Source organism: Nitratireductor sp. GCM10026969 (genome assembly GCF_042660605.1).
Classification (GTDB): Bacteria; Pseudomonadota; Alphaproteobacteria; order Rhizobiales; family Rhizobiaceae; genus Chelativorans.
The window spans coordinates 1-21,630 of sequence record NZ_JBHSUM010000005.1 but is presented as its reverse complement, the minus strand read 5'-3'; the positions used below and the strand labels follow the sequence as shown (position 1 = coordinate 21,630).

The 21,630-nt window shown below is 64.2% G+C and carries 20 protein-coding genes and 1 pseudogene; 4 read left to right on the top strand and 17 right to left on the bottom strand.

What is annotated here, in order from left to right:
* Positions 1–339: 339 nt before the first annotated feature.
* A pseudogene (locus ACFP9U_RS02415) lies at positions 340–1,319 on the top strand (IS30 family transposase).
* A 173-nt stretch (positions 1,320–1,492) separates the two neighbouring features.
* Positions 1,493–2,299 carry a nucleoside triphosphate pyrophosphohydrolase gene (gene mazG / locus ACFP9U_RS02410; RefSeq protein WP_378618757.1) on the top strand — a complete coding sequence of 269 codons (807 nt, stop codon included), beginning with the start codon at positions 1,493–1,495 and terminating at the stop codon, positions 2,297–2,299.
* A gap of 6 nt (positions 2,300–2,305) precedes the next feature.
* Here the strand turns inward: mazG and hflX are convergent, their stop codons facing one another.
* The 9 genes from hflX to dusB form a co-directional block, all read right to left on the bottom strand.
* A complete protein-coding gene (gene hflX / locus ACFP9U_RS02405) occupies positions 2,306–3,679 on the bottom strand; it encodes a GTPase HflX (protein ID WP_378618755.1) in 1,374 nt (457 codons plus the stop codon).
* Positions 3,680–3,928: an RNA chaperone Hfq gene (hfq, locus tag ACFP9U_RS02400; RefSeq protein ID WP_322451566.1), complete on the bottom strand. Its 249-nt coding sequence runs from the start codon at positions 3,926–3,928 to the stop codon at positions 3,680–3,682. It lies immediately after the preceding gene.
* Positions 3,929–4,064: 136 nt separating this feature from the next.
* Positions 4,065–4,931 (bottom strand): D-amino-acid transaminase, encoded by an 867-nt coding sequence (locus tag ACFP9U_RS02395; protein WP_378618753.1) that lies wholly within the window; start codon positions 4,929–4,931, stop codon positions 4,065–4,067.
* 38 nt (positions 4,932–4,969) lie between these two features.
* A complete protein-coding gene (trkA, locus tag ACFP9U_RS02390) occupies positions 4,970–6,346 on the bottom strand; it encodes a Trk system potassium transporter TrkA (RefSeq protein ID WP_378618751.1) in 1,377 nt (458 codons plus the stop codon).
* Positions 6,347–6,354: 8 nt separating this feature from the next.
* Positions 6,355–7,713, bottom strand: coding sequence for a sigma-54-dependent transcriptional regulator (locus ACFP9U_RS02385; RefSeq protein ID WP_378618749.1), 1,359 nt, complete (start codon positions 7,711–7,713; stop codon positions 6,355–6,357).
* On the bottom strand, positions 7,703–9,988 hold the full coding sequence (locus ACFP9U_RS02380) for a sensor histidine kinase NtrY-like (protein WP_378618748.1): 2,286 nt from the start codon (positions 9,986–9,988) through the stop codon (positions 7,703–7,705). The genes ACFP9U_RS02385 and ACFP9U_RS02380 overlap by 11 nt, the downstream gene beginning before the upstream one ends.
* 96 nt (positions 9,989–10,084) lie before the next feature.
* Entirely contained in the window at positions 10,085–11,566 is a 1,482-nt protein-coding gene (gene ntrC / locus ACFP9U_RS02375; RefSeq protein ID WP_378618746.1) for a nitrogen regulation protein NR(I), read from the bottom strand.
* The gene (locus ACFP9U_RS02370; RefSeq protein WP_378618745.1) at positions 11,563–12,708 is read right to left on the bottom strand and encodes a two-component system sensor histidine kinase NtrB; all 1,146 of its coding nucleotides are present in this window, start codon (positions 12,706–12,708) and stop codon (positions 11,563–11,565) included. Before ACFP9U_RS02370 ends, ntrC begins: the two co-directional genes overlap by 4 nt.
* A complete protein-coding gene (gene dusB, locus ACFP9U_RS02365; RefSeq protein WP_378618743.1) occupies positions 12,705–13,736 on the bottom strand; it encodes a tRNA dihydrouridine synthase DusB in 1,032 nt (343 codons plus the stop codon). The genes ACFP9U_RS02370 and dusB overlap by 4 nt, the downstream gene beginning before the upstream one ends.
* A gap of 125 nt (positions 13,737–13,861) precedes the next feature.
* Here dusB and ACFP9U_RS02360 point away from each other — a divergent pair, with 125 nt between their 5' ends.
* Positions 13,862–15,097 (top strand): bifunctional 2-C-methyl-D-erythritol 4-phosphate cytidylyltransferase/2-C-methyl-D-erythritol 2,4-cyclodiphosphate synthase, encoded by a 1,236-nt coding sequence (locus tag ACFP9U_RS02360; protein ID WP_378618741.1) that lies wholly within the window; start codon positions 13,862–13,864, stop codon positions 15,095–15,097.
* An 11-nt stretch (positions 15,098–15,108) separates the two neighbouring features.
* Entirely contained in the window at positions 15,109–15,606 is a 498-nt protein-coding gene (locus tag ACFP9U_RS02355) for a CinA family protein (protein ID WP_378618850.1), read from the top strand.
* Here the strand turns inward: ACFP9U_RS02355 and ACFP9U_RS02350 are convergent.
* The 8 genes from ACFP9U_RS02350 to ACFP9U_RS02315 all read right to left on the bottom strand — a co-directional run.
* The gene (locus ACFP9U_RS02350; protein WP_378618740.1) at positions 15,588–16,043 is read right to left on the bottom strand and encodes a type II toxin-antitoxin system RatA family toxin; all 456 of its coding nucleotides are present in this window, start codon (positions 16,041–16,043) and stop codon (positions 15,588–15,590) included. The genes ACFP9U_RS02355 and ACFP9U_RS02350 overlap by 19 nt on opposite strands.
* A gap of 7 nt (positions 16,044–16,050) precedes the next feature.
* Positions 16,051–17,022, bottom strand: a complete 972-nt coding sequence (gene lipA, locus ACFP9U_RS02345; RefSeq protein WP_378618738.1) for a lipoyl synthase — start codon at positions 17,020–17,022, stop codon at positions 16,051–16,053.
* 118 nt (positions 17,023–17,140) lie between these two features.
* Positions 17,141–17,389 (bottom strand): GlsB/YeaQ/YmgE family stress response membrane protein, encoded by a 249-nt coding sequence (locus tag ACFP9U_RS02340; protein ID WP_322451577.1) that lies wholly within the window; start codon positions 17,387–17,389, stop codon positions 17,141–17,143.
* Between the two features lie 87 nt (positions 17,390–17,476).
* The gene (lpdA, locus tag ACFP9U_RS02335) at positions 17,477–18,940 is read right to left on the bottom strand and encodes a dihydrolipoyl dehydrogenase (RefSeq protein WP_378618736.1); all 1,464 of its coding nucleotides are present in this window, start codon (positions 18,938–18,940) and stop codon (positions 17,477–17,479) included.
* A 14-nt stretch (positions 18,941–18,954) separates the two neighbouring features.
* Positions 18,955–19,557 (bottom strand): GNAT family N-acetyltransferase, encoded by a 603-nt coding sequence (locus ACFP9U_RS02330; protein ID WP_378618735.1) that lies wholly within the window; start codon positions 19,555–19,557, stop codon positions 18,955–18,957.
* A gap of 10 nt (positions 19,558–19,567) precedes the next feature.
* Positions 19,568–20,125 (bottom strand): HdeD family acid-resistance protein, encoded by a 558-nt coding sequence (locus tag ACFP9U_RS02325; protein WP_378618733.1) that lies wholly within the window; start codon positions 20,123–20,125, stop codon positions 19,568–19,570.
* A 16-nt stretch (positions 20,126–20,141) separates the two neighbouring features.
* Positions 20,142–20,780 carry an SGNH/GDSL hydrolase family protein gene (locus ACFP9U_RS02320; protein ID WP_378618731.1) on the bottom strand — a complete coding sequence of 213 codons (639 nt, stop codon included), beginning with the start codon at positions 20,778–20,780 and terminating at the stop codon, positions 20,142–20,144.
* 39 nt (positions 20,781–20,819) lie between these two features.
* The coding region (locus ACFP9U_RS02315; RefSeq protein ID WP_378618729.1) for a 2-oxo acid dehydrogenase subunit E2 at positions 20,820–21,630 on the bottom strand (811 nt) is incomplete at its 5' end.

Here is a 21,630-nt window from a genome sequence, read left to right as displayed (position 1 = left end):
TTCTTTTCGCATACCTCGTAGCTAGCCTGCATGTCGGCCGGTGTCGAGGCGGGGCCTGAACGCGACTTCGTTGTTTCCTACAGGAAATGCCATGCTCCAAGCTACTGATACCGCGATCCTTGGAAAAGCCCGTAACGGGTGGAAGACTTGCTTCGGCCCAATGTCGGCACAGTCCGCGAGATCGCCGATCGAGAGTCCCCCGGGAATGCCTTGGTAGAGCCCGTGCTAGTAAGTTCCATAATCTATCTTATGCGATCTGCGGCAATAGGTCAGTGCATTCTATCTTGAAGTGCGACTTTGCAGCGATATCAAGTGCTTATCGCAGGCAAGGAATCACTCGTGAAACGCACCTACTCCCAACTCGATTTGGACGAACGTCGGAAGATTGAGCGCTGGCGACATGCCGGCGTCACCGTCGATGTGATTGCAGAGAAGCTTGGTCGACATCGCTCGACGATTTTCCGGGAGATCGCACGGAACAAGTTCGAGGATCCAGAAATGCCCGAATTGACCGGTTATTTCTGCGTGGCGGCGAATGGCAAGGCCAAGGAGCGTCGCAGCCGCCATCGCAAGCTGGTTCGGCATCCGAGACTTCGCGAGTCGATCATAGAGCGCATCAAGCATGGCTGGTCGCCAGAGCAGATCTCCGGTCGTCTGGCTCATGAAAGAAGCAGCGTCCGCGTCTGTCACGAGACGATCTACCGCTTCGCTATTCGAGCGACGGCCAGGAAATGAAGTTGTGGCGCTATCTTCCGGAGAGCCGGGCCAGACGCCGCCATGGCCGCAGGTACAGCCCGGAACTGAGCATTCTGCATCGCCCAGACATCGTTCGGGACCGCAAGCAAATCGGTCACTGGGAATGCGACCTGATCCAGTTCCGTAAGAAGTTCGGCAGGGCCAACGTCACATCGCTGGTCGAGCGCGTCAGCCGCTTCACCGTCTTCCTTCGCAACAACGACCGCCAGTCACGATCGGTCATGGACGGGCTGATAGATGTTCTGGGTCCCCTTCCCCATGCGGCGCGTCGGTCGATCACCTTTGATCGCGGCACGGAGTTCACGGACTGGCCTTATCTACAAGCCGGCCTGGGCGTTCAGACCTGGTTCTGCGATCCACAATCGCCCTGGCAAAAAGGCACCGTCGAGAACACCAACAGACGCGCCCGAAGATGGCTTCCGAGAGATGTCGACCCACTGTCGATCGAGGACCGCGACCTTCACCAGATATGCGCCCATCTCAACTCGACCCCGCGCAAGTGCCTGGGGTTCAGAACACCGGCCGAAGTGTTCCGTCAAAAGCTGCTGGCCGCCAATCGGTGAAGCAGTTACTCTGTCCAGGCTGCAAGGTCGCACTTCAGCGAGAACTCACACTCGGGCAGGTCCTCTCCTGACAGGCGGTGCTCTCTTTTCCACGCCTCCAGCCGGCACGCAACTTGAGAACGGCGTCGAGGCGCGCTACGGCTTTGTCTCAGTCACAGCAGAACGTCGGGTCCATGAAGCCTTCCAAAGATATTTCCCGCCTGATCGAGATCATGGCGGCCTTGCGCGATCCGGAGACAGGCTGCGCCTGGGACGCCGAGCAGGACTTCGCTTCAATCGCGCCCTATACGATCGAGGAAGCCTATGAGGTGCTCGATGCGATCCAGCGCGGTGATATGAATGACCTGCGCGACGAGTTGGGCGACTTGCTTCTGCAGGTGGTCTTTCATGCGCGCATGGCCGAGGAAACCGGCCGTTTCGACTTCGGCGACGTGGTCGAAGCAATCACCACGAAGATGATCCGCCGCCATCCGCACGTCTTCGGCGATGAAGACTCGCGCGAAGCCGGCATGGCCAAGGGCATGTGGGAGCGCATCAAGGCCGAGGAAAAGGCCGAACGCAGGGCGCGGCGGAATGCGGCTGCCGACGAGGGAGAAGAATCCGGCTATCTGGACGACGTCACGATTGCCCTGCCCGCGCTGAAGCTTCAGCAGAGAGCTGCCCGCGTGGGCTTCGACTGGGGCGCTCCGCGACCGATCCTCGACAAGATCGCCGAGGAGATCGACGAGGTGCGCGAAGCGATGGACGAAGGCCAGCACGCTGCGGTGGCCGAGGAGTTCGGCGATCTCCTTTTTGCCGTGGTCAATCTCGGCCGCCATCTGGAGCTCGATCCGGAGACGGCGCTGCGCGCCACGAACGAGAAATTTCGCAAGCGCTTCCATGCGGTCGAGCATGGGCTGACAGCGGAAGGAAAAGCGCTGGAAGGCGCTTCCCTGGATGAGATGGAAACGCTCTGGAACCGCGCAAAAAAGATGAAGTAGACGCGATTATTTCCTGTTTTCATTGGATAATCTACGGCTTATCTCCTCGCGCGCGGCATCGGTCGCGCGGATTTGGATCGTAACGCTGCCATCCTCGTGATTGTTGCGGCCGGTTACCTCCCCATTGCGGTAGAGCCAGTCCACAAGCGGCATCTGCTCGGCCGTCAAGGTCACCTCGAACTCGTGGATACGGCCGGCGACGCGCTGCTCGATCTCAGCCACGAGGGTATCGATACCCTCCCCGCTCACCGCCGAAACGGCCACCGGCGCGGTTTCGTCGGCGTGCCTGCGCAAAAGCCTTTCGCGATCGCTCCCGGCCAGTTGATCGATCTTGTTCCAGACCTCGACGACGCGATCGGAATCGGATGCTTCGATGCCGAGGCTTTCCAGCACTTCCGCGACGTCGCTGGCGTGCGCGGCCGTGTCCGGATCGGATATATCGCGCAAATGGATGATCAGGTCCGCCTCGACCACCTCCTCGAGCGTGGCGCGGAAGGCGGCGACCAGATGGGTCGGCAGATCCGAGATGAAACCCACCGTGTCGGACAGGATAACCACCGTGCCGTGCGGAAAACGCACGCGTCTCAAGGTCGGGTCGAGCGTGGCGAAGAGCATGTCCTCGGCCATCACAGAGGCACCGGTCAACCGGTTGAACAGCGTCGATTTTCCGGCATTGGTGTAGCCGACGATGGCGACCACCGGAAACGGCACCTTGCGCCGCTTGGCCCGGTGCAGTTCGCGCGTGCGCCGCACCGTCTCCAACTCGCGCTTGATGCGGATGATGCGCTCCTGCAGAAGCCGGCGGTCGGCCTCGATCTGCGTTTCGCCCGGGCCGCCCATGAAGCCGCCGCCGCCCCTCTGGCGTTCAAGGTGGGTCCAGCTTCTCACGAGGCGGCCGCGCTGATACTCCAGATGCGCGAGATCGACCTGCAGGCGTCCTTCCTTGGTGCGCGCCCTGTGCCCGAAGATTTCCAGGATGAGGCCGGTGCGATCGAGCACCTTTGCTTTCAGATCGCGCTCCAGGTTGCGCTGCTGCACGGGTGAGAGCTGGTGGTCGATGATAACGACCTCCGCTCCTCCATCGGCGGCGATCTCGGCGAGCTCGGCAACCTTTCCCGCCCCGATCAGCGTCGCCGGGCGCGGTGCCGAGAGCGTGACCGTCTCACTGTAAACGACATGGAGATCTATGGCCTCGGCGAGCCCAACCGCCTCATCGAGGCGGGCCCTCGGCGAAAGCGACATGTGCCATTCCGTCCCGCCGATATCCGCGCGCCCGCGGGCGCGCGGCGTCAACACCGGCGTGACCACGACGGCCTTTGTGATCACGCTTGTACCGGTGTCAGCACCCTGCGTGCGTCTCGCCCTGGGTTTCTCCGCCAATCAGCCTTCCCGACTGCTTTCCTCGGCCTCGTAAAGTTGCACTGGCTGGCTCGGCATTATCGTCGAGATGGCGTGCTTGTACACGAGCTGAGAATGACCATCACGGCGCAGCAACACGCAGAAGTTGTCGAAGGACGTGACGACGCCAGTCAACTTCACGCCGTTGATGAGAAATATCGTGAGCGGATTCTTGCTCTTTCGAACGGTGTTCAGGAACAAATCCTGCAAATTTTGCGAACGCTCCGCCATTGTTCTGTTCTTTCACCATCCCCTGCGCTTCGCGCGGCAGTAGCGCAAATGTCACCCCGCCCTGTCAAGCGCGGCGACTGCCCTCTTGCCGCGCAACAGCCGCCCCCTCGTGGCGAGGCAGCTAGCCCCTGAGTGGTTAACAGGCAGGACTTTTTTCCGCAACGTCAAAAAACGACTGGCGCAGGGACAGGGCCACGGAGCCGGGATGCCCGTTGGCGACCGGCCGACCGTCGATCGACACCACCGGCATGACGACGGTGGAAGCGGCGGTGATGAAGGCTTCGCGCGCGGTCAGCGCCTCTTCGACCGAATACGCCCGTTCTTCGACCTCCAGCCCCATCTTCGCCGCCAGGTCGAGGACAGTCGCCCGGGTGACCCCCCGCAGGATGCCGAAATCCGCCGGCCGCGTCACCAGCTTACCCTCCGGAGTGACGATCCAAGCATTGGTGGAAGCCCCCTCCTTCACCATGCCGTCGGCATCCACGAACCAGGCCTCGACGGCCCCCGCCTCACGCGCCTGCTGGCGTGCCAGGACGTTGGGAAGCAGCCCCACCGTCTTGATGTCGACGCGCTCCCAGCGGTTTTCGGGAACGGTGATCACGCCGACCCCCGTTTCCGCCCGCTTGCGGGATATCTCGGGATTGGTCTTCTTCGCCGTCACCACAAGAGCTGGCGGGATGGGCCCTGTGGGGAAGTAGTGATCGCGGGGGGCGACGCCGCGGGTCACCTGGACATAGACGAGCCCGTCCCGCACGCCGTTGCGGCGCACGACCTCGCGCATGACGATCTCGAGGGCTTTGCGGTGCATCGGCCATTCGATCCGCAATTCGCCGAGCGAACGGCCGAGACGGTCGAGGTGGCGGGTCATGTCGATGACGTAACCGCGCGCGATCTCGCAGACTTCGTAGACGCCGTCGGCGAACTGGTATCCCCGGTCCTCGATGTGCACCGCAGCGTCGGCATGTCTTTCATAGCGGCCGTTCACGTAGGCGATACGCGGCATGTCTGTCCCCTTTTGAAAAACCCGCCCGAACAGGCGTCTCAGAAAAACTCCAGGCTGACACGGAAAAGCTGCTCGACCTGTCGCACCGCGCTTTCCAGCGCAAAGATGACGACCCGATCCTTCGGCTTGATCCGCAAGGATCCGCTCGGCTTGATGACCTGGCCGTTCCGGTAGACGGCGCCGATCCGCATGCCGTCCGGCAGCTCCTGCTCACTGAGCGGCGGGCCGACGAGCGGCGAAGTTTCCAGCGCCTCCGCCTCGATGACCTCCGCCGCTCCGCGCTGGATATTGTGCACGGCGCGGATGCGGCCGCGGCGAACATGCTGCAACACGCGCGAGATGGTCACGGCGCGCGGGTTCACATGCGCGTCGATCCCGAGTGTCTTGGCGAATTCGTGGTATGTCGGATTGTTGATGAGCACGAGGTTCGACTTGCAGCCGAGTTGCTTGGCAATCACGCTCGAAAGAATGTTGACCTGATCGTCGTTGGTGAGCGCCACCATCAGGTCGGCATGGTCGATATCGGCCTCCAGCAGCAGCTTCTGCTCGAGGGCGCTGCCGTGCAGCACCACAGTTCGGCGCAATTCATCGGCGATGGCCACCGCACGCTTGCGGTTGTTCTCGATGATCTTGACCCGGGTGCGGCTTTGCTTGCGCTCGAGCGCGCGCGCCACGTAAAGGCCGATATTTCCCCCGCCGGCGATCACGATGCGCGTCGCCTCAGCCTCCTCATGTCCGAACAAGCCGAGCGTGCGGCGGACCTGCTCGCGCGTCGTCACCACATAGGCCAGGTCACCCGCCATCAGCTGGTCGCTCGAATGCGGCACGAACAGGCTGTCGTTGCGCGAAACACCGACCACCGTGGACGGCAGGTCGGGAAAGAGCTCGGTCAGCTGCGCCAGCGGCGTGTTGATGACCGGGCATTCCTGGAGGCATTCGATCGCCACCATGGCCAGATGGCCATCGGCGAACGACACGACATCCGTCGCGCCGGGCAGCGCGATGCGCCGCATCACCATCTCGCCCACCTCCACCTCGGGCGAGATGATGACGTCGATGGGCAGGTGATCGCGCGAGAACAGATCCATATAGTGGGACTGCAGATAGGTCTGCGAGCGGATGCGGGCGATCTTGGTCGGCACGTTGAATAGCGAGTGCGCGACCTGACAGGCCACCATGTTGACCTCGTCGTAGAGCGTCACCGCGATGATCATGTCGGCCTGTTCGGCGCCGGCGGCGGCCAGCACGTCCGGGTCGGAGCCGTGGCCGACAAAGCCGCGCACGTCGAGCGTGTCGCGCACGGCCCGGATGAGCTCGGGCGACGTGTCGATGACGGAAACGTCGTTGTGCTCGGCAGCAAGCCGCTCGGCAATGCCGTAGCCGACCTGACCGGCGCCGCAGATGATCGCCTTCATGGCTTCTCCTATACGCCCAGCGACTTCAACTTGCGATGAAGCGCGGAACGTTCCATGCCGATGAATTCGGCCGTCCGCGAGATGTTTCCGCCGAATCGGTTGATCTGGGCAAGCAGATATTCCTTCTCGAACTGCTCGCGCGCCTCGCGCAGCGGGAGGGCCATGATGTGCTGATCGGACTGTGAGGGAACACGCGGCATCATGTCTCCGATTTCCGACGGCAGAAGATCAGCCGTGATGGGCGCATCGTCGTCGTCGCGCGTCAGGATCAAAAGCCGCTCGATATTGTTGCGTAGCTGTCGGATGTTGCCCGGCCAGTCATGTGCCTGGAGCACGGCGAGCGCATCTTCGCCGAGGCGGCGCGGGCGGATGCCGACCTGGGCGACGATCTGCTTCATGAAATGATCTACAAGGACCGGAATATCCTCCCGGCGGTCGGAAAGCGGCGGCACCGTCACCGGCACGACGGCCAGGCGGTGGTAGAGATCTTCGCGGAAACGCCCTTCGGCGATCATCTCTTCAAGGTTGCGCGCCGTCGAGGAGATGATGCGCACGTCCACCTTCACGCGCTTCGTGCCGCCCACCCGCTCGAACTGCTGATCGACGAGAACCCGCAGGATCTTCGCCTGGGTCTCGCGCGGCATGTCGGCCACCTCGTCAAGGTAGAGCGTGCCGCGATGCGCCTCCTCGAGTGCGCCCACCTTGCGCTCGCTGCCGTTGGATTCGGTGCCGAAGAGCTCGATTTCCATGCGCTCGGGCGTGATGGAGGCGGCGTTGACCGAAATGAAGGGACCGCCGGCGCGCTGGGACGTGGCGTGAATGGCGCGGGCGGCCAGCTCCTTGCCGGAGCCGGAGGGGCCGATCAACATGATGCGGCTGTTGCTCGGCGCCACCCGCTCGATCGCCTGCCGCAACTGGTTGATGGCGGGCGAATTGCCGACAAGGTCGAAACTCTCGCCGCTGCGCTTCTTCAGGTCCATCACCTCGCGCCGGAGTTTCGAGGTCTCCAGCGCACGCTCGCAGATCAGGATCAGCCGGTCGGCCTTGAACGGCTTCTCGATGAAATCGTAGGCGCCGCGCTTGATCGCCGAAACCGCCGTCTCGATCGTGCCGTGACCGGAGATCATCACCACCGGCAGGTCGGGATGCATCTCCTTGATCTTGTCGAGCAGGGACAGGCCGTCGAGCGTGGAGCCCTGCAGCCAGATATCGAGCAGGACCAGACGCGGAACGCGTTCGGTGATGGCTGCCAGGGCACCGTCGCTGTCGCCCGCGGTACGCGCCTCGTGGCCCTCGTCGCTCAGGATCCCGGCGACCAGTTCGCGGATGTCTTCCTCATCGTCTACGACCAATATGTCAGACGCCATTGTCGACCTTTTCCGTCTTTCCCGCAGAGTTTCCCTTACCCGCCGCTTGGGTATCATCCGCCGTGGCCGGAAGGACCATGCGGATCATCGCTCCCACTCCGCCATGGAAATCCGCCGGAGCGTCGTGCAGCTCCAGCCGCCCTCCATGGTCTTCAACGATCTTCTTGACGATGGCAAGGCCAAGCCCCGTACCCTTCTCGCGCGTCGTCATGTAGGGCTCGAGCAGGCGCTGCCGGTTCTCGCGCGGCAGACCCTTGCCATTGTCGATGACGAGGACCTCGATCCGTTCGCCGCGCCGGCGCGCCACGATGCGGATAACGCCCTTGCGCGCCGCATCCTCCCGCTGCGCCGCTTCGATGGCTTCCGCCGCATTCTTGATGACATTGCCGAAAGCCTGGCTCATCAGGCGCGTATCGAAGCGGCCTAACAGAGGCGTCTCGCCGAGATCGCGCTCCATGTCGATATCTGACCGGCTGACCTCGACCAGGAAGGACGCCTCGCGTAGCGGCTCGCGCAGATCGAGCCGCTGGATGTCGGGCTTGGGCATGCGGGCGAAGGCGGAGAACTCGTCCACCATGCGGCCGATGTCGCCCACCTGGCGGATGATGGTCTCGGTGCACTGGTCGAAGACCTCGCGATCGCTCTCGATCACCTTGCCGTAGCGCCGGCGGATACGCTCGGCGGAAAGCTGGATCGGTGTCAGCGGATTCTTGATCTCGTGGGCGATGCGCCGCGCGACGTCGGCCCAGGCGGAGGAACGCTGCGCCTGCACGAGATCGGTGATGTCGTCGACCGTGACCACATAGGAACGCTGTTCGCGCGCGCCGGCGCCTTCTTCGGTGGTGATCTGGACATTGAAGGTGCGCTCCGTGCCGGCCCGGTGAAAGGTGATCTGGTCGCGATAGACCTGTCGGCCCGACGTCCGGCCGATCTCGAAGACGCGGCCGATCTGTGGCAGCACGGCCGAAAGGTTCCGGCCGGTGGCGTCCGAGGCACGGATGCCGAGCATCGTCTCGGCCGAACGGTTGACGATCGAGACGGTGCTGCGCGCATCGACACCGATCACACCGGCACTCACGCCGGACAGGACCGCTTCGGTGAAGCGGCGCCGGTCGTCGATCATATCGCGGGCGGAAATCAGTTCGTCACGCTGCGTCTTGAGCTGCAGCGTCATCTTGTTGAAGGTATCGCCCAGCGAAGCCACATCGCCGTCGGACGCGCGCACCGGAACGGCCACGTCGAGATTGCCGGTGGAGACCGCGCCGGCGGCGCCGATCAACTGGCGAATGGGACGGACCAGCCGGTCGGCGACCGCGATCCCCGTCCAGATCGCCGCCAGGACGATGGCGAGCGTGACGATCAGGTAAAGCAGCGCGAAAGCGACCTGGGTGTTGATCCGGTTTTCCTCGAGCGAGCGGTATTCGTCGGTGTTCGAGCGCACGATGCTGCGTGCCTTGATCACCTGCGGATCGAGCTCGCGCAGCGTGTAGAGATACGCGTCCGGGATCTCCCGCAGCTTGAAGATGGCGCCGATCAGGTTGCCCGGCGGCAGCGGGAAAAGCACAGGCTGTCCGCTGGCGGCCTCCTCGATCACCCCTTCCGGTGGCGCCGGTATCTCCATGTCGTCGGGAACGTCGGCGGCCATGATGACCTCTTGGTCCTCCCGCATCAGGACGGCCTGGCTCAACCCTCGCCCCACCGTCTGGCGTGTGAGCAGCTGGCGGAATCCGTTGCGGTCAAGGTTGTAGAGGGAACGGAAACGGTCGAGGTCGATGGCCATGGAAAGGGTCGTGCCGCGCAAAGTGCCGGCATTCTCCCGTACATAGGCGTCGGCGATCGACAGGGATGACTGGACGATGACGCGGGTCCTGAGTTCGAACCAGCGGTCGAGACCGAGATCCAGTGTCACCGATGCGACGACGGCGACCAGAATCGCCGGTATCGCCGCCACGAGCGAGAACATGGTGACGATGCGAACGTGCAGCCGCGCCGCCGCCTTGCCCCCCTTTCGTGCCGTATAGATGCGGTGCGCTTCGCGCCCGATCAGCGCCAGGAGCACCAGCACGAAGGCCGCGTTGATGCCGATGAGGATCAGCGTGGTGCGCGCATCCGGGGTCAGCGGCGTCAGGCCGAGCAGAACCGCGAAAGAAACCGCAGCCGTAATGAGCGCGCCGACCGCCGCCAGAATGCCCGGCAGCGCCATCAGGCGGCGGCTGTCATTCGAGGCGCCCTTATAGGACGGTTTGCCTGCCATTGCGGGTGACTGCGCAGTCATCAATGCTCACTCAAGCGAGACGCATATCGCGTGGCAGATATGCAACGCAATGTGGCGACTTTGCAACGCCTGGCCCGTCAGCAGTGGAAGACTGGATCAGTCGGGCAGGATTTCGTGCGGCGTATGCTTGGAGGCGCGATAGACGTCAACCCCCAGTTCCCGTATCTTCTTGCGCAACGTGTTCCGGTTGAGGCCGAGCAACTCGGCCGCGCGAATCTGGTTTCCCTGAGTCGCGGCGAGTGCCGCCAGAATCAGCGGATATTCAACCTCACCGATAATGCGGTGATAGAGCCCCGGGGGCGGCAGGGAAGAGCCGAAGCCGCTGAAATGCCGCTGCAGGTACTGCTCGACCGCCTGGCCAAGGGGCAGATCGTCGGGCAGGCCTTCGCTCTGGCGTGCGTTTGCCGCCGGATGGGCGCGCAGCTCGTTGTTGATGATGTCTTCCGAGATTTCGTCCTGTGGATAGAGTGCGGCAAGGCGGCGCACGAGATTCTCGAGCTCGCGCACATTGCCGGGCCACGAATAGCGCATCATGGCTTCCAGTCCGCCTCTGGCGACGCGTTTGGCGTTCAGCCCCTCCTGCTCGGCCTGGGCGAAGAAATGGCGCACGAGGTCGGGGATGTCCTCGGCGCGCTCGCGCAGCGGCGGAAGCCGCAGCGGCACCACATTGAGGCGGTAAAACAGGTCTTCGCGAAACAGGCCCTGATTGATGAGGGCGCTGAGGTCCTTGTTGGTCGCGGCGACGATGCGCACATCCGTCTTGATGGGCGTGCGCCCGCCGACCGTTGTGTACTCGCCCTGCTGGAGCACGCGCAGCAGCCGCGTCTGCGCCTCCATGGGCATGTCGCCGATCTCGTCGAGAAAGAGCGTGCCGCCCTCGGCCTGCTCGAAACGGCCGGAGGAGCGATGCTGGGCGCCGGTGAAGGCTCCCTTCTCGTGGCCGAAGAGCTCCGATTCGATCAGGTCACGCGGGATCGCCGCCATGTTGATGGCGACGAAGGGGCCGTTGCGGCGGCGGCCGAACTCGTGCAGGGCGCGCGCCACGAGTTCCTTGCCGGTTCCCGATTCGCCGTTGATCATCAGGGTCAAGTCCGTCTGCATCATCCGCGCCAGCATGCGGTAGATGTCCTGCATGGCCGCGGAGCGGCCGATGAGCGGCATCGAATCGGGCGCCTCGTTGGTGGCCGAATCCTGCCGGCTCGTGCGCTTCGGCTCCGCCAGGGCGCGGCCGACGATGGCCAGGAGTTCCGTCAGATCGAAGGGCTTGGGCAGATATTCGTAGGCGCCGACCTCGGAGGCGCGGATCGCCGTCATGAAGGTGTTCTGGGCACTCATGACGATGACCGGCAGGTCGGGCCGCGCCTTGCGGATGCGCGGCAGCATGTCGAAGGCGTTCTCGTCCGGCATCACCACATCCGTGATCACCAGATCCCCCTCCCCGGCGGAAACCCAGCGCCAGAGCGTGGCCGCGTTGGAGGTGACGCGCACGTGATGGCCGACCCGCGAAAGTGCCTGGTTGAGAACGGTGCGGATGGCCGCATCGTCGTCGGCTACGAGAACGGTGCCTTGTCCACTCATGCCTTTGATCCCGCTTTCTGCCGTTGCCGGGTTCCGTCCGCCTCCCCGCGCCACGCGGGCATGAGGATGCGGAACGTGGTCCCGCGCGCGGAGGACTCGCATTCGATCACGCCGCCATGGGCGCCCACGATCTTGGCCACCAGCGCCAGGCCGAGCCCCGAACCGTTCTGCTTGGTCGTGATGAAGGGGTCGAAGATGATCGACTGGATGTCTTCGGAGACACCCGGTCCGTTGTCGTGGACACAGAATTCCATGGGCAGGGAGACGCGTTCGCTCGTGCCCGGCACGGAAAAGCGGATGCCGGGGCGAAAGGCGGTGGAGAGCCGGATCTGCCCGCCGCCCTGATCGCCGATGGCCTCCGCGGCATTCTTGATGAGATTGAGGAAAACCTGGATGAACTGATCCCGGTTGGCCAGGATGGGGGGCAGCGAGGGATCGTATTCCTCGACGATGTCGATGTCGCGCGCGAAGCCGTTCCGGGCGATCGCCTTGACGTGGTCGAGCACCACGTGGATGTTGACCGGCACGCGGTCGACGGGCCGTTCGTCGGAAAAGACCTCCATGCGGTCGACCAGCGCGACGATGCGGTCCGTCTCCTCCGTGATCAAGCGGGCGAGCGGACGGTCCTCGTCGGAGACGACGTTTTCAAGGAGCTGAGCGGCGCCGCGAATGCCCGACAGGGGGTTCTTGATTTCATGTGCCAGCATGGCGGCGAGCCCCGTCACCGAGCGCGCGGCGCCGCGGTGCGTCATCTGCCGGTCGATCTTGTCGGCCATCGAGCGTTCCTGGAACATGACGACCGACGCGCCGGCGGGATCGGCGACTGGCGTCACGTAGATGTCGACGACCTTGTCGGGCCCGAGCCGTGGCGAGGAGATGTCGACGCGGTACTCGTTGACCGGGGCGCGGCGCTCCTGCACCTGCTCGAGCAGGCTCAGGAGAGGACTGCCGAAGGGGACGAAATCGGCCAGCCGGCTGCGCGCCAGCATGGCGGCGCTGAGACGGAAGAAGTCCTCGGCCTCCGCGTTGGCGAAGGTGATGAAGCCGTCCGCGTCGACCATGATCAGAGGCCGGCCGATCGCGTCGATGACCAACTGTGCCACCTCGGCCTTGGCGAGCGGACTGGGAACGGCAGCCTTCATGCGACGAGCCTTTCGTTGCAAACGGGGCCGGCGAAGACCTGCCTCAGCTGTTTCAAAACCACGTCGGGATCCGTTTCCGTCAGAATGGCCCGGCGCAGCGTCACGGCGTTCTGCCCGCCGTGGCGCTCCAGATACCACCCGAGATGCTTGCGCGCGTGGCGCACGCCCTGCTCGCGGCCGTAATGGACCAGCATGTCTTCGTAGTGCGCCTGCACATAGCCGGTCATCTGCTCACCTTCCGGGATACCCGGTGTCGGAGTTCCCGCCGTGTGATGGGCGAGCTGGCCGGCTTTCCATGGCGCCCCGTAGTGCGCCCGGCCGATCATGACGGCATCGGCACCGGACTGCGCCAGCATGGTTTGCGCCTCCGCCGGGCCGTCGCCGTCGCCATTGGCGACGACCGGGATGGAAACGGCATCCTTCACGCGCGCGATCGCCCTCCAGTCCGCCCTGCCCTTGTAGAACTGGCAGCGCGTGCGACCATGGACGGTGATCATGGCGACGCCGGCCTCCTCGGCGCGGCGCGCGATCATCGGCGCGTTGAGGCAATCCTCGTCCCAGCCGAGCCGCATCTTCACCGTGACCGGCACGGGGACGGCCCTGACCACCGCCTCGATCAGCGTCAGCGCGAAATCCGGCTCGCGCATGAGCGCCGAGCCGCAATAGCCGCCCGTCACCTTCTTGGCCGGACAGCCCATGTTGATATCGACGATATCTGCTCCCTCGCCGACGGCGATGCGCGCAGCCTCGGCCATCCAGCGCGCCTCGCGTCCGGCGATCTGGACCATGTGCACGTCGATCTCCGGACGGCGGCGGATGCCGCGGCCGCTCTCCGCCCTGCCCCGGGCCAGTTCTCCGCTCGCCACCATCTCGGAGACGACGAGACCCGCGCCATGGGCATGGGCGCGCAGCCGGAACGGCAGGTCCGTGACCCCCGACATCGGCGCCAGGAAGACGCGATTGCGCAGGCTCACCGAACCGACGCGCAGGGGCTGCGAAAGCGAGGCGACAGGATTGTTGCTGCTCAAAAAGGATGCACCTTCATTCTATGCTCAATTCTTAGCCATAGTTTCTGGGTTGCGCAATGGGATTGACGGCGGCATAGCAGAAATCCGCTGGCATTTCCCCTCGGCGCTGGTTATTCCCCGCGAACATGGATGCGCTTCTCGAACAGGACAAGGCGGCAACGAAGTGTCGGATCGCCGCGGTCATCGTGGCCGCCGGACGGGGCGAGCGCGCCGGGCAGAACGCCAGCGGGCCGAAGCAATACCGGCCGATCGGCGACAAGCCGGTGATCCGCCACACGATCGAAGCCTTCGCGCTTCATCCACGCGTCGACGTGGTCGTGACCGCGATCCATCCGCAGGATGCCGATCTCTTCGCCGCGGCGGCGGACGGGATCCCCGGCGACCTTCGCCAGGTCGACGGCGGCGCGTCGCGCCAGGAATCGACACGCCTCGCACTGGCTTCGCTGGCGGGGCTGAACCCGGAAATCGTGGTCATTCACGATGCCGTGCGGCCGTTCGTCGACGGGGCCCTGATCGACCGGGTGGTCGACGCCGTAACGCGGGATGCAGGCGCCCTGCCCGCCGTTGCCGTGTCCGACACGCTGAAACGCTGTGGTGACGCCGACATGCGCGTGCGCGAAACCGTGCCGCGTGACGGGCTCTACGCTGCCCAAACCCCGCAAGCCTTTCCTTTCCTGGCGATCCTCGCCGCCCATGAAAAGGCGCGGGAAGCAGGCCTGGTCGCCTTCACCGACGACGCGGCCATCGCCGAATGGGCGGGCATCGCCGTCACCCTGGTGAAAGGCTCGCCCGACAACGTGAAGCTCACCTGGGCGAGCGATCTGGCGCTCGCCGATGAACGGCTGAAAGGAGCTGCGGCGCGCATGCCGGATGTCAGGACGGGCAACGGATACGATGTCCATGCCTTCGGCGCGGGAGACCACGTCATGCTGGGCGGCGTCAGGATCGATCACGACAGGACGCTGACAGGCCATTCCGACGCCGATGTCGGGCTGCATGCATTGACCGATGCGCTTCTGGCCACCTGCGGCGCCGGGGACATCGGCACCCATTTCCCGCCTACCGACCCGCAGTGGAAAGGAGCGGCCTCGCGTCTCTTCGTGGAGCACGCGGTGGGGCTCGTGCGCGAGCGCGGCGGGCGCATCGCCAATGCCGATATCACGCTTATCTGCGAGGCGCCAAAGATCGGCCCGCACCGGACGGCCATGGTGGCGGCGCTCGAAAGCATGCTCGGCATCGCGCCGGAGCGCATCTCCATCAAGGCGACGACCAACGAGCGGCTGGGATTCGTCGGGAGGCAGGAAGGGATCGCGGCGCTGGCGACTGTCAGCGTCGTCTATCCGGGAAGCCTGCCGGAATGAGCGAGGGAAGAATGAGCGATACCGAGATGCTGGCGGTCAAGGTGCTGGAGGCGCTGAGACAGCGCGGCCTGAGGCTCGCCACCGCCGAATCCTGCACCGGTGGCATGATTTCCGCTGCCATCACCGATCTCGCCGGGGCCTCCGATGTATTGGAGCGCGGCTTCGTCACCTATTCCAACGCGGCGAAGGCGGAAATGCTGGGTGTGCCGCCGGAGACGATCTCCGCGCACGGTGCCGTTTCCGCCGAGACCGCGCGCGCCATGGCGGCAGGAGCGCTCGCCCATTCGCACGCCGATATCGCGGTCTCGGTCACGGGTGTCGCCGGCCCCGGTGGCGGCACGGCGGAAAAGCCGGTGGGGCTCGTCTGGTTCGGTCTGGCGGTCAAGGATAAGGAACCACGTGCCGAAAACCGGCGGTTTTTGGGCGGCGAGCGCGCCATCGTGCGCCGCGACAGTGTGGCGACGGCGCTCGAACTGGTGCTCAGGACCGTTCAGGTGGACGCGCCGTAGACCGCGTTGGCGCGGCGCTCGAACGCCTCGGAAAACATGCGGAAGGCGCGGTCGAACATGGCGCCCATGACCATGCCGAGCATGCGGCTCTTGAACTCGTATTCGATGAAGAAGTGGACGTCGGTTGCATTTCCCTCGGCCGGATCGAAACGCCACCGGTTCTGCAGAAACCGGAACGGCCCGTCGATATAGCGCACGTCGATCACGTGCTCGGCGGGCCTCAGAACCACCTGGCTGGTGAAGGTCTCGCGAATGGCCTTGTAGCCGACGGTCATGTCCGCCACGAGAACCGTCACTCCTTCCCGCTCCCTGCGCGAGCGCACCGTCAGCGCTTCGCACATGGGCAGGAATTCGGGATAGGCTTCGATATCGGCTACCAGGGCGAACATCTGCTCGGGGGTATGGTTCACCCGGCGGACCGTCTCGTGCTTCGGCATGGATATGCTAGGCCGTCCGAGCCGTCGCGAGGCGCGCCTCGCGGGCGGCCCTCAAGCGAGCGAAATCCTCGCCGGCATGATGGGAGGAGCGTGTCAGCGGGCTGGAGGAGACCATCAGGAAGCCCTTGCTATAGGCGACCGTCTCATAGGACTTGAACTCGTCCGGGGTGACGAACTTCTTCACCGGGTGATGCTTGCGTGTCGGCTGCAGATACTGGCCGATGGTGATGAAGTCGACGTCCGCGGAGCGCAGGTCGTCCATGAGCTGCAGCACCTCGTTGCGTTCCTCGCCGAGCCCCACCATGATGCCGGACTTGGTAAAGATCGTGGGATCGAGCTCCTTCACACGCTGCAGGAGCCGGATGGAGTGGAAATAGCGCGCGCCCGGCCGCACGGTCAGATAATGCGACGGCACCGTCTCCAAATTATGGTTGAAGACGTCGGGCTTGGCGGCCACAACCACCTCGAGCGCGCCGTCCTTGCGCAGGAAGTCGGGCGTGAGGATCTCGATCGTTGTGCCTGGTGCCGCCGCGCGGATGGCATGGATGACGTCCGCGAAGTGCTGCGCGCCGCCGTCCTTCAGGTCGTCGCGATCGACCGAGGTGATGACGACGTGGTTCAGCCCCATCTCGCGCACGGCCTTGCCCACGCTCGCCGGCTCGTCCGAGTCCAGAGACGCCGGAATGCCCGTAGTCACGTTGCAGAAGGCGCAGGCGCGCGTGCAGATCTCCCCCATGATCATGAAGGTGGCGTGCTTCTTGTCCCAGCATTCGCCGATATTGGGGCAGCCCGCCTCCTCGCACACGGTGACGAGCTTGTTCGACTTCACGATCTGGCGTGTTTCGAGATAACCCTTGGAAGTGGGCGCCTTCACCCGGATCCAGTCCGGCTTGCGCATCACCTCCTGGTCGGGCCGGTGCGCCTTTTCGGGATGGCGCGGACGCGGCTTCGCCGAGACGGTGTCGAGAACTGTGACCATCACTTCCTCTGTTTCTCAAGCCTTCCGGCCTGCTTCCGTCTTTCACATATAGAGATTGCCGCGGATGGCAAAAGCCCGCCTGCCGATGACAGGCGGGCCCAAGGTGTGGATGTCCGGTCTATCCGCGGATCAGGCGATAAAGCCAGATCAGCAGGCAAGCGCCGATAACTGCGACGACGAGTTGGCCGATAATGCCGCCAAAAGTGCTACCGATCACGGCGAACAAAATGGCATTCAGGACGACCGCGCCGACCACGCCGAGAACAATATTGAGCAAAAGGCCGTGATCGGCCTTCATGATCTTCTCTGCGATCCAACCGGCGATACCACCGATAACGATCGTCAAAATCCAACCAAGACCCTCCATTCGAAATCTCCTGTTCTGGTTGATGATTCGCAAGAACTGCAAGAACTGTATGGCATAATCCCGCTTTGGTTGCAGCCGGGCGACTTGCTAAGCGTTGAGCGTTCGCCCGTAAGCGTCAAGCACGCTCTCCTTCATCATCTCCGAAAGGGTGGGATGTGGGAAGACGGTGTGCATGAGTTCTTCCTCCGTTGTTTCCAGGTTCATCGCCACCACGAATCCCTGGATCAGTTCCGTCACCTCGGCCCCCACCATATGGGCGCCGAGGAGTTCTCCTGTCTTCTTGTCCAGGATGGTCTTGATGAAGCCCTGGTCCTCGCCAAGCGCGATGGCCTTGCCGTTGGCGCCGAACTGAAAGCGGCCCACGCGAATCTCGCGGCCCGTCTCCTTGGCCTGTTCCTCCGTCAGTCCGACCGAGGCGACCTGGGGCTGACAGTAGGTACAGCCCGGGATCCTGTTCTTGTCGAGCGCGTGAACACCCGGAACGCCGGCGATCTTCTCCACGCAGACGACGCCCTCGTGCTCGGCTTTATGCGCCAGCATCGGCGGGCCGGCGACGTCACCGATGGCATAGATGCCGCCGACATTGGTGCGGCCATAGCCGTCGACCACGACCGTGCCGCGCTCCACCTTCACGCCGAGCGCCTCCAAGCCGAGATCTTCGACATTGCCCTGGACACCGACGGCCGAGATCAGGCGCTCGGCATCAATCGTCTCGGTCTTGCCGTCCTTTGTCTCGACATGTGCAGTGACCTTGTTCCCGCCCTTTTCCACTTTCGTCACCTTGGCTTCGGTGCGGAACTTGATCCCCTGCTTCTCCAGTTGGCGCCGGGCGAACTTGGAGACCTCGCCGTCCTCGACCGGCAGGATCTGCGGAAGAAGCTCGATGACGGTCACCTCCGCGCCCATGGTGCGATAAAAGCTAGCGAACTCGATACCGATGGCGCCGGAACCCATGACGATGAGCGATTTCGGGATCTCCTTCGGGATCATGGCCTCGAAATAGGTCCAGATCAGCTTTTCGTCGGGCTCGATCCCGGGCAGGACGCGCGGGCGGGCACCGGTGGCGACGATGATGTGCCTGGCCTTGTAGGTGCCCTCGCCGAGCGTGTTTTTCGGCGGAGCAGGCTGCGGTTCCATGGCTTTCTTCGTCGATTTGGAGACGACGATCTCGCCGGGCTGGTTGCCGGAGGCGGCCTTCGTCAGCTTGGCCTCGCCCCAGATGACGTCGACCTTGTTCTTCTTCATCAGGAAGCCGACGCCGCCGTTGAGCCTGGCCGAGACCTTGCGCGAGCGCTCGACGACGGCTCCCGCATCCGCCGACACCTTGCCGTCGATCTTCAGCCCGTATTCCTTGGCGTTTTCCGCGTAATGCATGATCTCGGCGGAACGCAGCAGCGCCTTGGTCGGAATACAGCCCCAGTTGAGGCAGATCCCGCCCAGATGCTCGCGCTCCACAATCGCCGTCTTGAAGCCGAGCTGTGCGGCGCGCACCGCCGTGACATAGCCGCCCGGACCGGAGCCGATGATGATGACGTCGTAGGTTTCAGCCATTTACTCCTGCCTTTTCAATGACGTTCCATGAGGATCCACTGGTGCGGTTCACGCGTCTCGTGGATCGGGAAGGCATCCCGCCGCTCCAACTGCCGGAAGCCGAATGCTTCGTAGAGACGGAGCGCCGTCGCATTGCAGCTTTCCGCGATCAGGCTGAGTGGCCGGCCCTCCCCGCGCGAGACTTCGTGCCCGAGAAGCGCCCGGGCGATGCCCTTGCCGCGATGTGCTCGGTAGACAGCGAGGCTGTCGACAAACCAGTTACCGACGGCGCGCTGCTGCAACGCGAGCAGGGGCGCAAGTGCGGGATGCGGCGGCTCCTCCTGCAGGATGCTGTCGGGAACCCTGAAGCCAATGGAGGCTCCAACCACTTCGCCGTCGATTTCCGCAACCAACGCGTTCTTCCAGCTGTCGTTGTTCCGCGCATCGCGCATGCGAAGGCGTCCCCGCTCCATTGCGGTATCGACTTCGCCCCTCATGACCGCGCCGTACCAGAGCCAGGACGCGAAGCCGTGCGCGGCGATATCCACCAGGATCGCCAGTTCGGCGGCATGCCGCTGCGCCGCGGACCGGATGATCACCCCATCCGCCAATGCCACGGCCTCGGTGTCCTTCTCCATGGCGCGCGCCTTACGCCCGGCCTGCCGAGCGCAACCCGAGCGCGATCAGCACCAGGAAGATGCCGTTGGACAGAAGCTCGACGGCAAGGAGGATGCCCAGGACCGCCGACGCCGACCACGGCATCTCGGCGAGGATCATGGCGCCGAGGATTACGGACAGGATGCCCGAGGCAAGAACCCAGCCCCAGCCGGACAGCGGCCGCAGGGTGAAGGCGTACATGGTCTTTACGGCTCCCAGCACGATGAAGATGATCGCCACCAGAACCGTCAGCGAGATGATGCCCTCCATGGGCCTGAACAGCAGCGAAAGGCCGATCGCCAGGGTCAGCGCGCCGAGCAGGAGAGACCAGAGAAAAACGGACCAGTTGCCGCGCAGGCGAAACGCCTGGATGATCTGCAAGGCGCCGAAAAGCGTGAAGGCCCACGCGGCCAGCAGCGCGGCGGTCATCGTCGCCGCGAACGGATTTGCCAGGGCGAGCACGCCGCCGATCAGCGAAATCGCGCCGAGCAAGGCAAGCCAGCCCCAAGAGGTGCGCAGGGGTGAATGTCTCGTGGAATAATCGGCCACCTTCTTCCCTCCTCCTTCAGCTTCCCAGGATGTCCCGGACCACCGGTTCAAGTGCTGCACCGACGGCACGCGTATTCTGTGCATCGAGGTGAACGCCATCGAGCGCGGTCGTCCGCGCGACCGCCCCCGCATCGAAGAACGCGCAGCCGGTCTCCTTTGCCACTTGTGCATAAAGCGGTGCGAGCTTCGCCGATTCGGCGATGCCGCCGTCGAACATCGCCGCGAAATCGGGATCGTCTGTCGCGCAAAGCGGCGGCGGTGCGACCAGAAGGATTGAAGGCGGCGGGGCGTCGAGGGGGTAGTCGTGGCCGCGAACGATGTCGACCAGCCGCTGCATGCCCTGTCTCGCACCGATGGCGCGACCGCAGACGAACGGCTTCATGTCGTTCGACCCCAGGAGGATGACGACGAGATCGAGAGGCGCGTGGGTGGTGAGCAAGGCGGGCAGAAGCCGGGCGCCGTTCCTGTCCGCGCCCGACAGCCAGTCATCATAGGCCGTGGTACGGCCGTTGAGCCCCTCGGGGATGACCTGCGCCGTGCCGTCGAGCTTCGCCTGAAGGACCGACGGCCAGCGATCCTCGTAAGCGTGACGACCAGGACCCTCGGCATCGTAGCCCCAGGTCAGGGAGTCACCATAGCAGAGAATGGTCTTCATGGCAGAGCCCCTCTCCAACACCCGTCCCCCGCGGGAGCTTTAGACCAGCATCGCAAACGGGTTCTCGGCCAGGCGCTTGAAGGCGGCGATCAGTTCCGCTCCGAGCGCGCCGTCGATCGCACGATGGTCGGCGGAAAGCGTCACCGACATGATGGTCGCCGGTTTGATTTCACCGTCCTTCACCACGGCCCGCTGCTCGCCTGCACCCACAGCCAGGATCGTCGCGTGCGGCGGATTGATCACCGCCGCGAAATCCTTGATCCCGTACATGCCGAGATTGGAAACTGCCGTCGTCCCGCCCTGGTATTCGTGCGGCTTCAACTTGCGATTGCGCGCGCGCTCGGCGAGATCCTTCGTCTCGTTGGAGATGGCGGAAAGCGTCTTCTCGTCGGCGCGCCGCACCACCGGCGTGATCAGTCCGCCGGGAAGAGCGACTGCCACGCCGACATCGGCGTGCTTGTGCTTGACCATGGCACTTTCCGTCCAAGAGACGTTAGCCTCCGGCACTGCCTTCAGCGCCATCGCCATGGCCTTGATGATCAGGTCGTTGACGGACAGCTTATAGGCTGGCTTGTCGCCGTCCTCGCCCTTCACTATCGGTGCGGCATCGTTGAGTTGCTTGCGCAATGCCAACAGCGCGTCGATCTCGCAGTCGAGTGTGAGATAGTAGTGCGGGATCGTGCTCTTGGCCTCCACAAGGCGATGCGCGATGGTTTTGCGCATCGAATCGTGGGGAACCAGATCGTAAGTGCCTTCCTCGAAGAGTCCGAGCACCTGCTTGTCGGACATCGGCTTCGGCGCGGGTGCCTCCGGCGCGCGGGCGGCGGGCGCCTTGGCCGTGCCCGCCTCG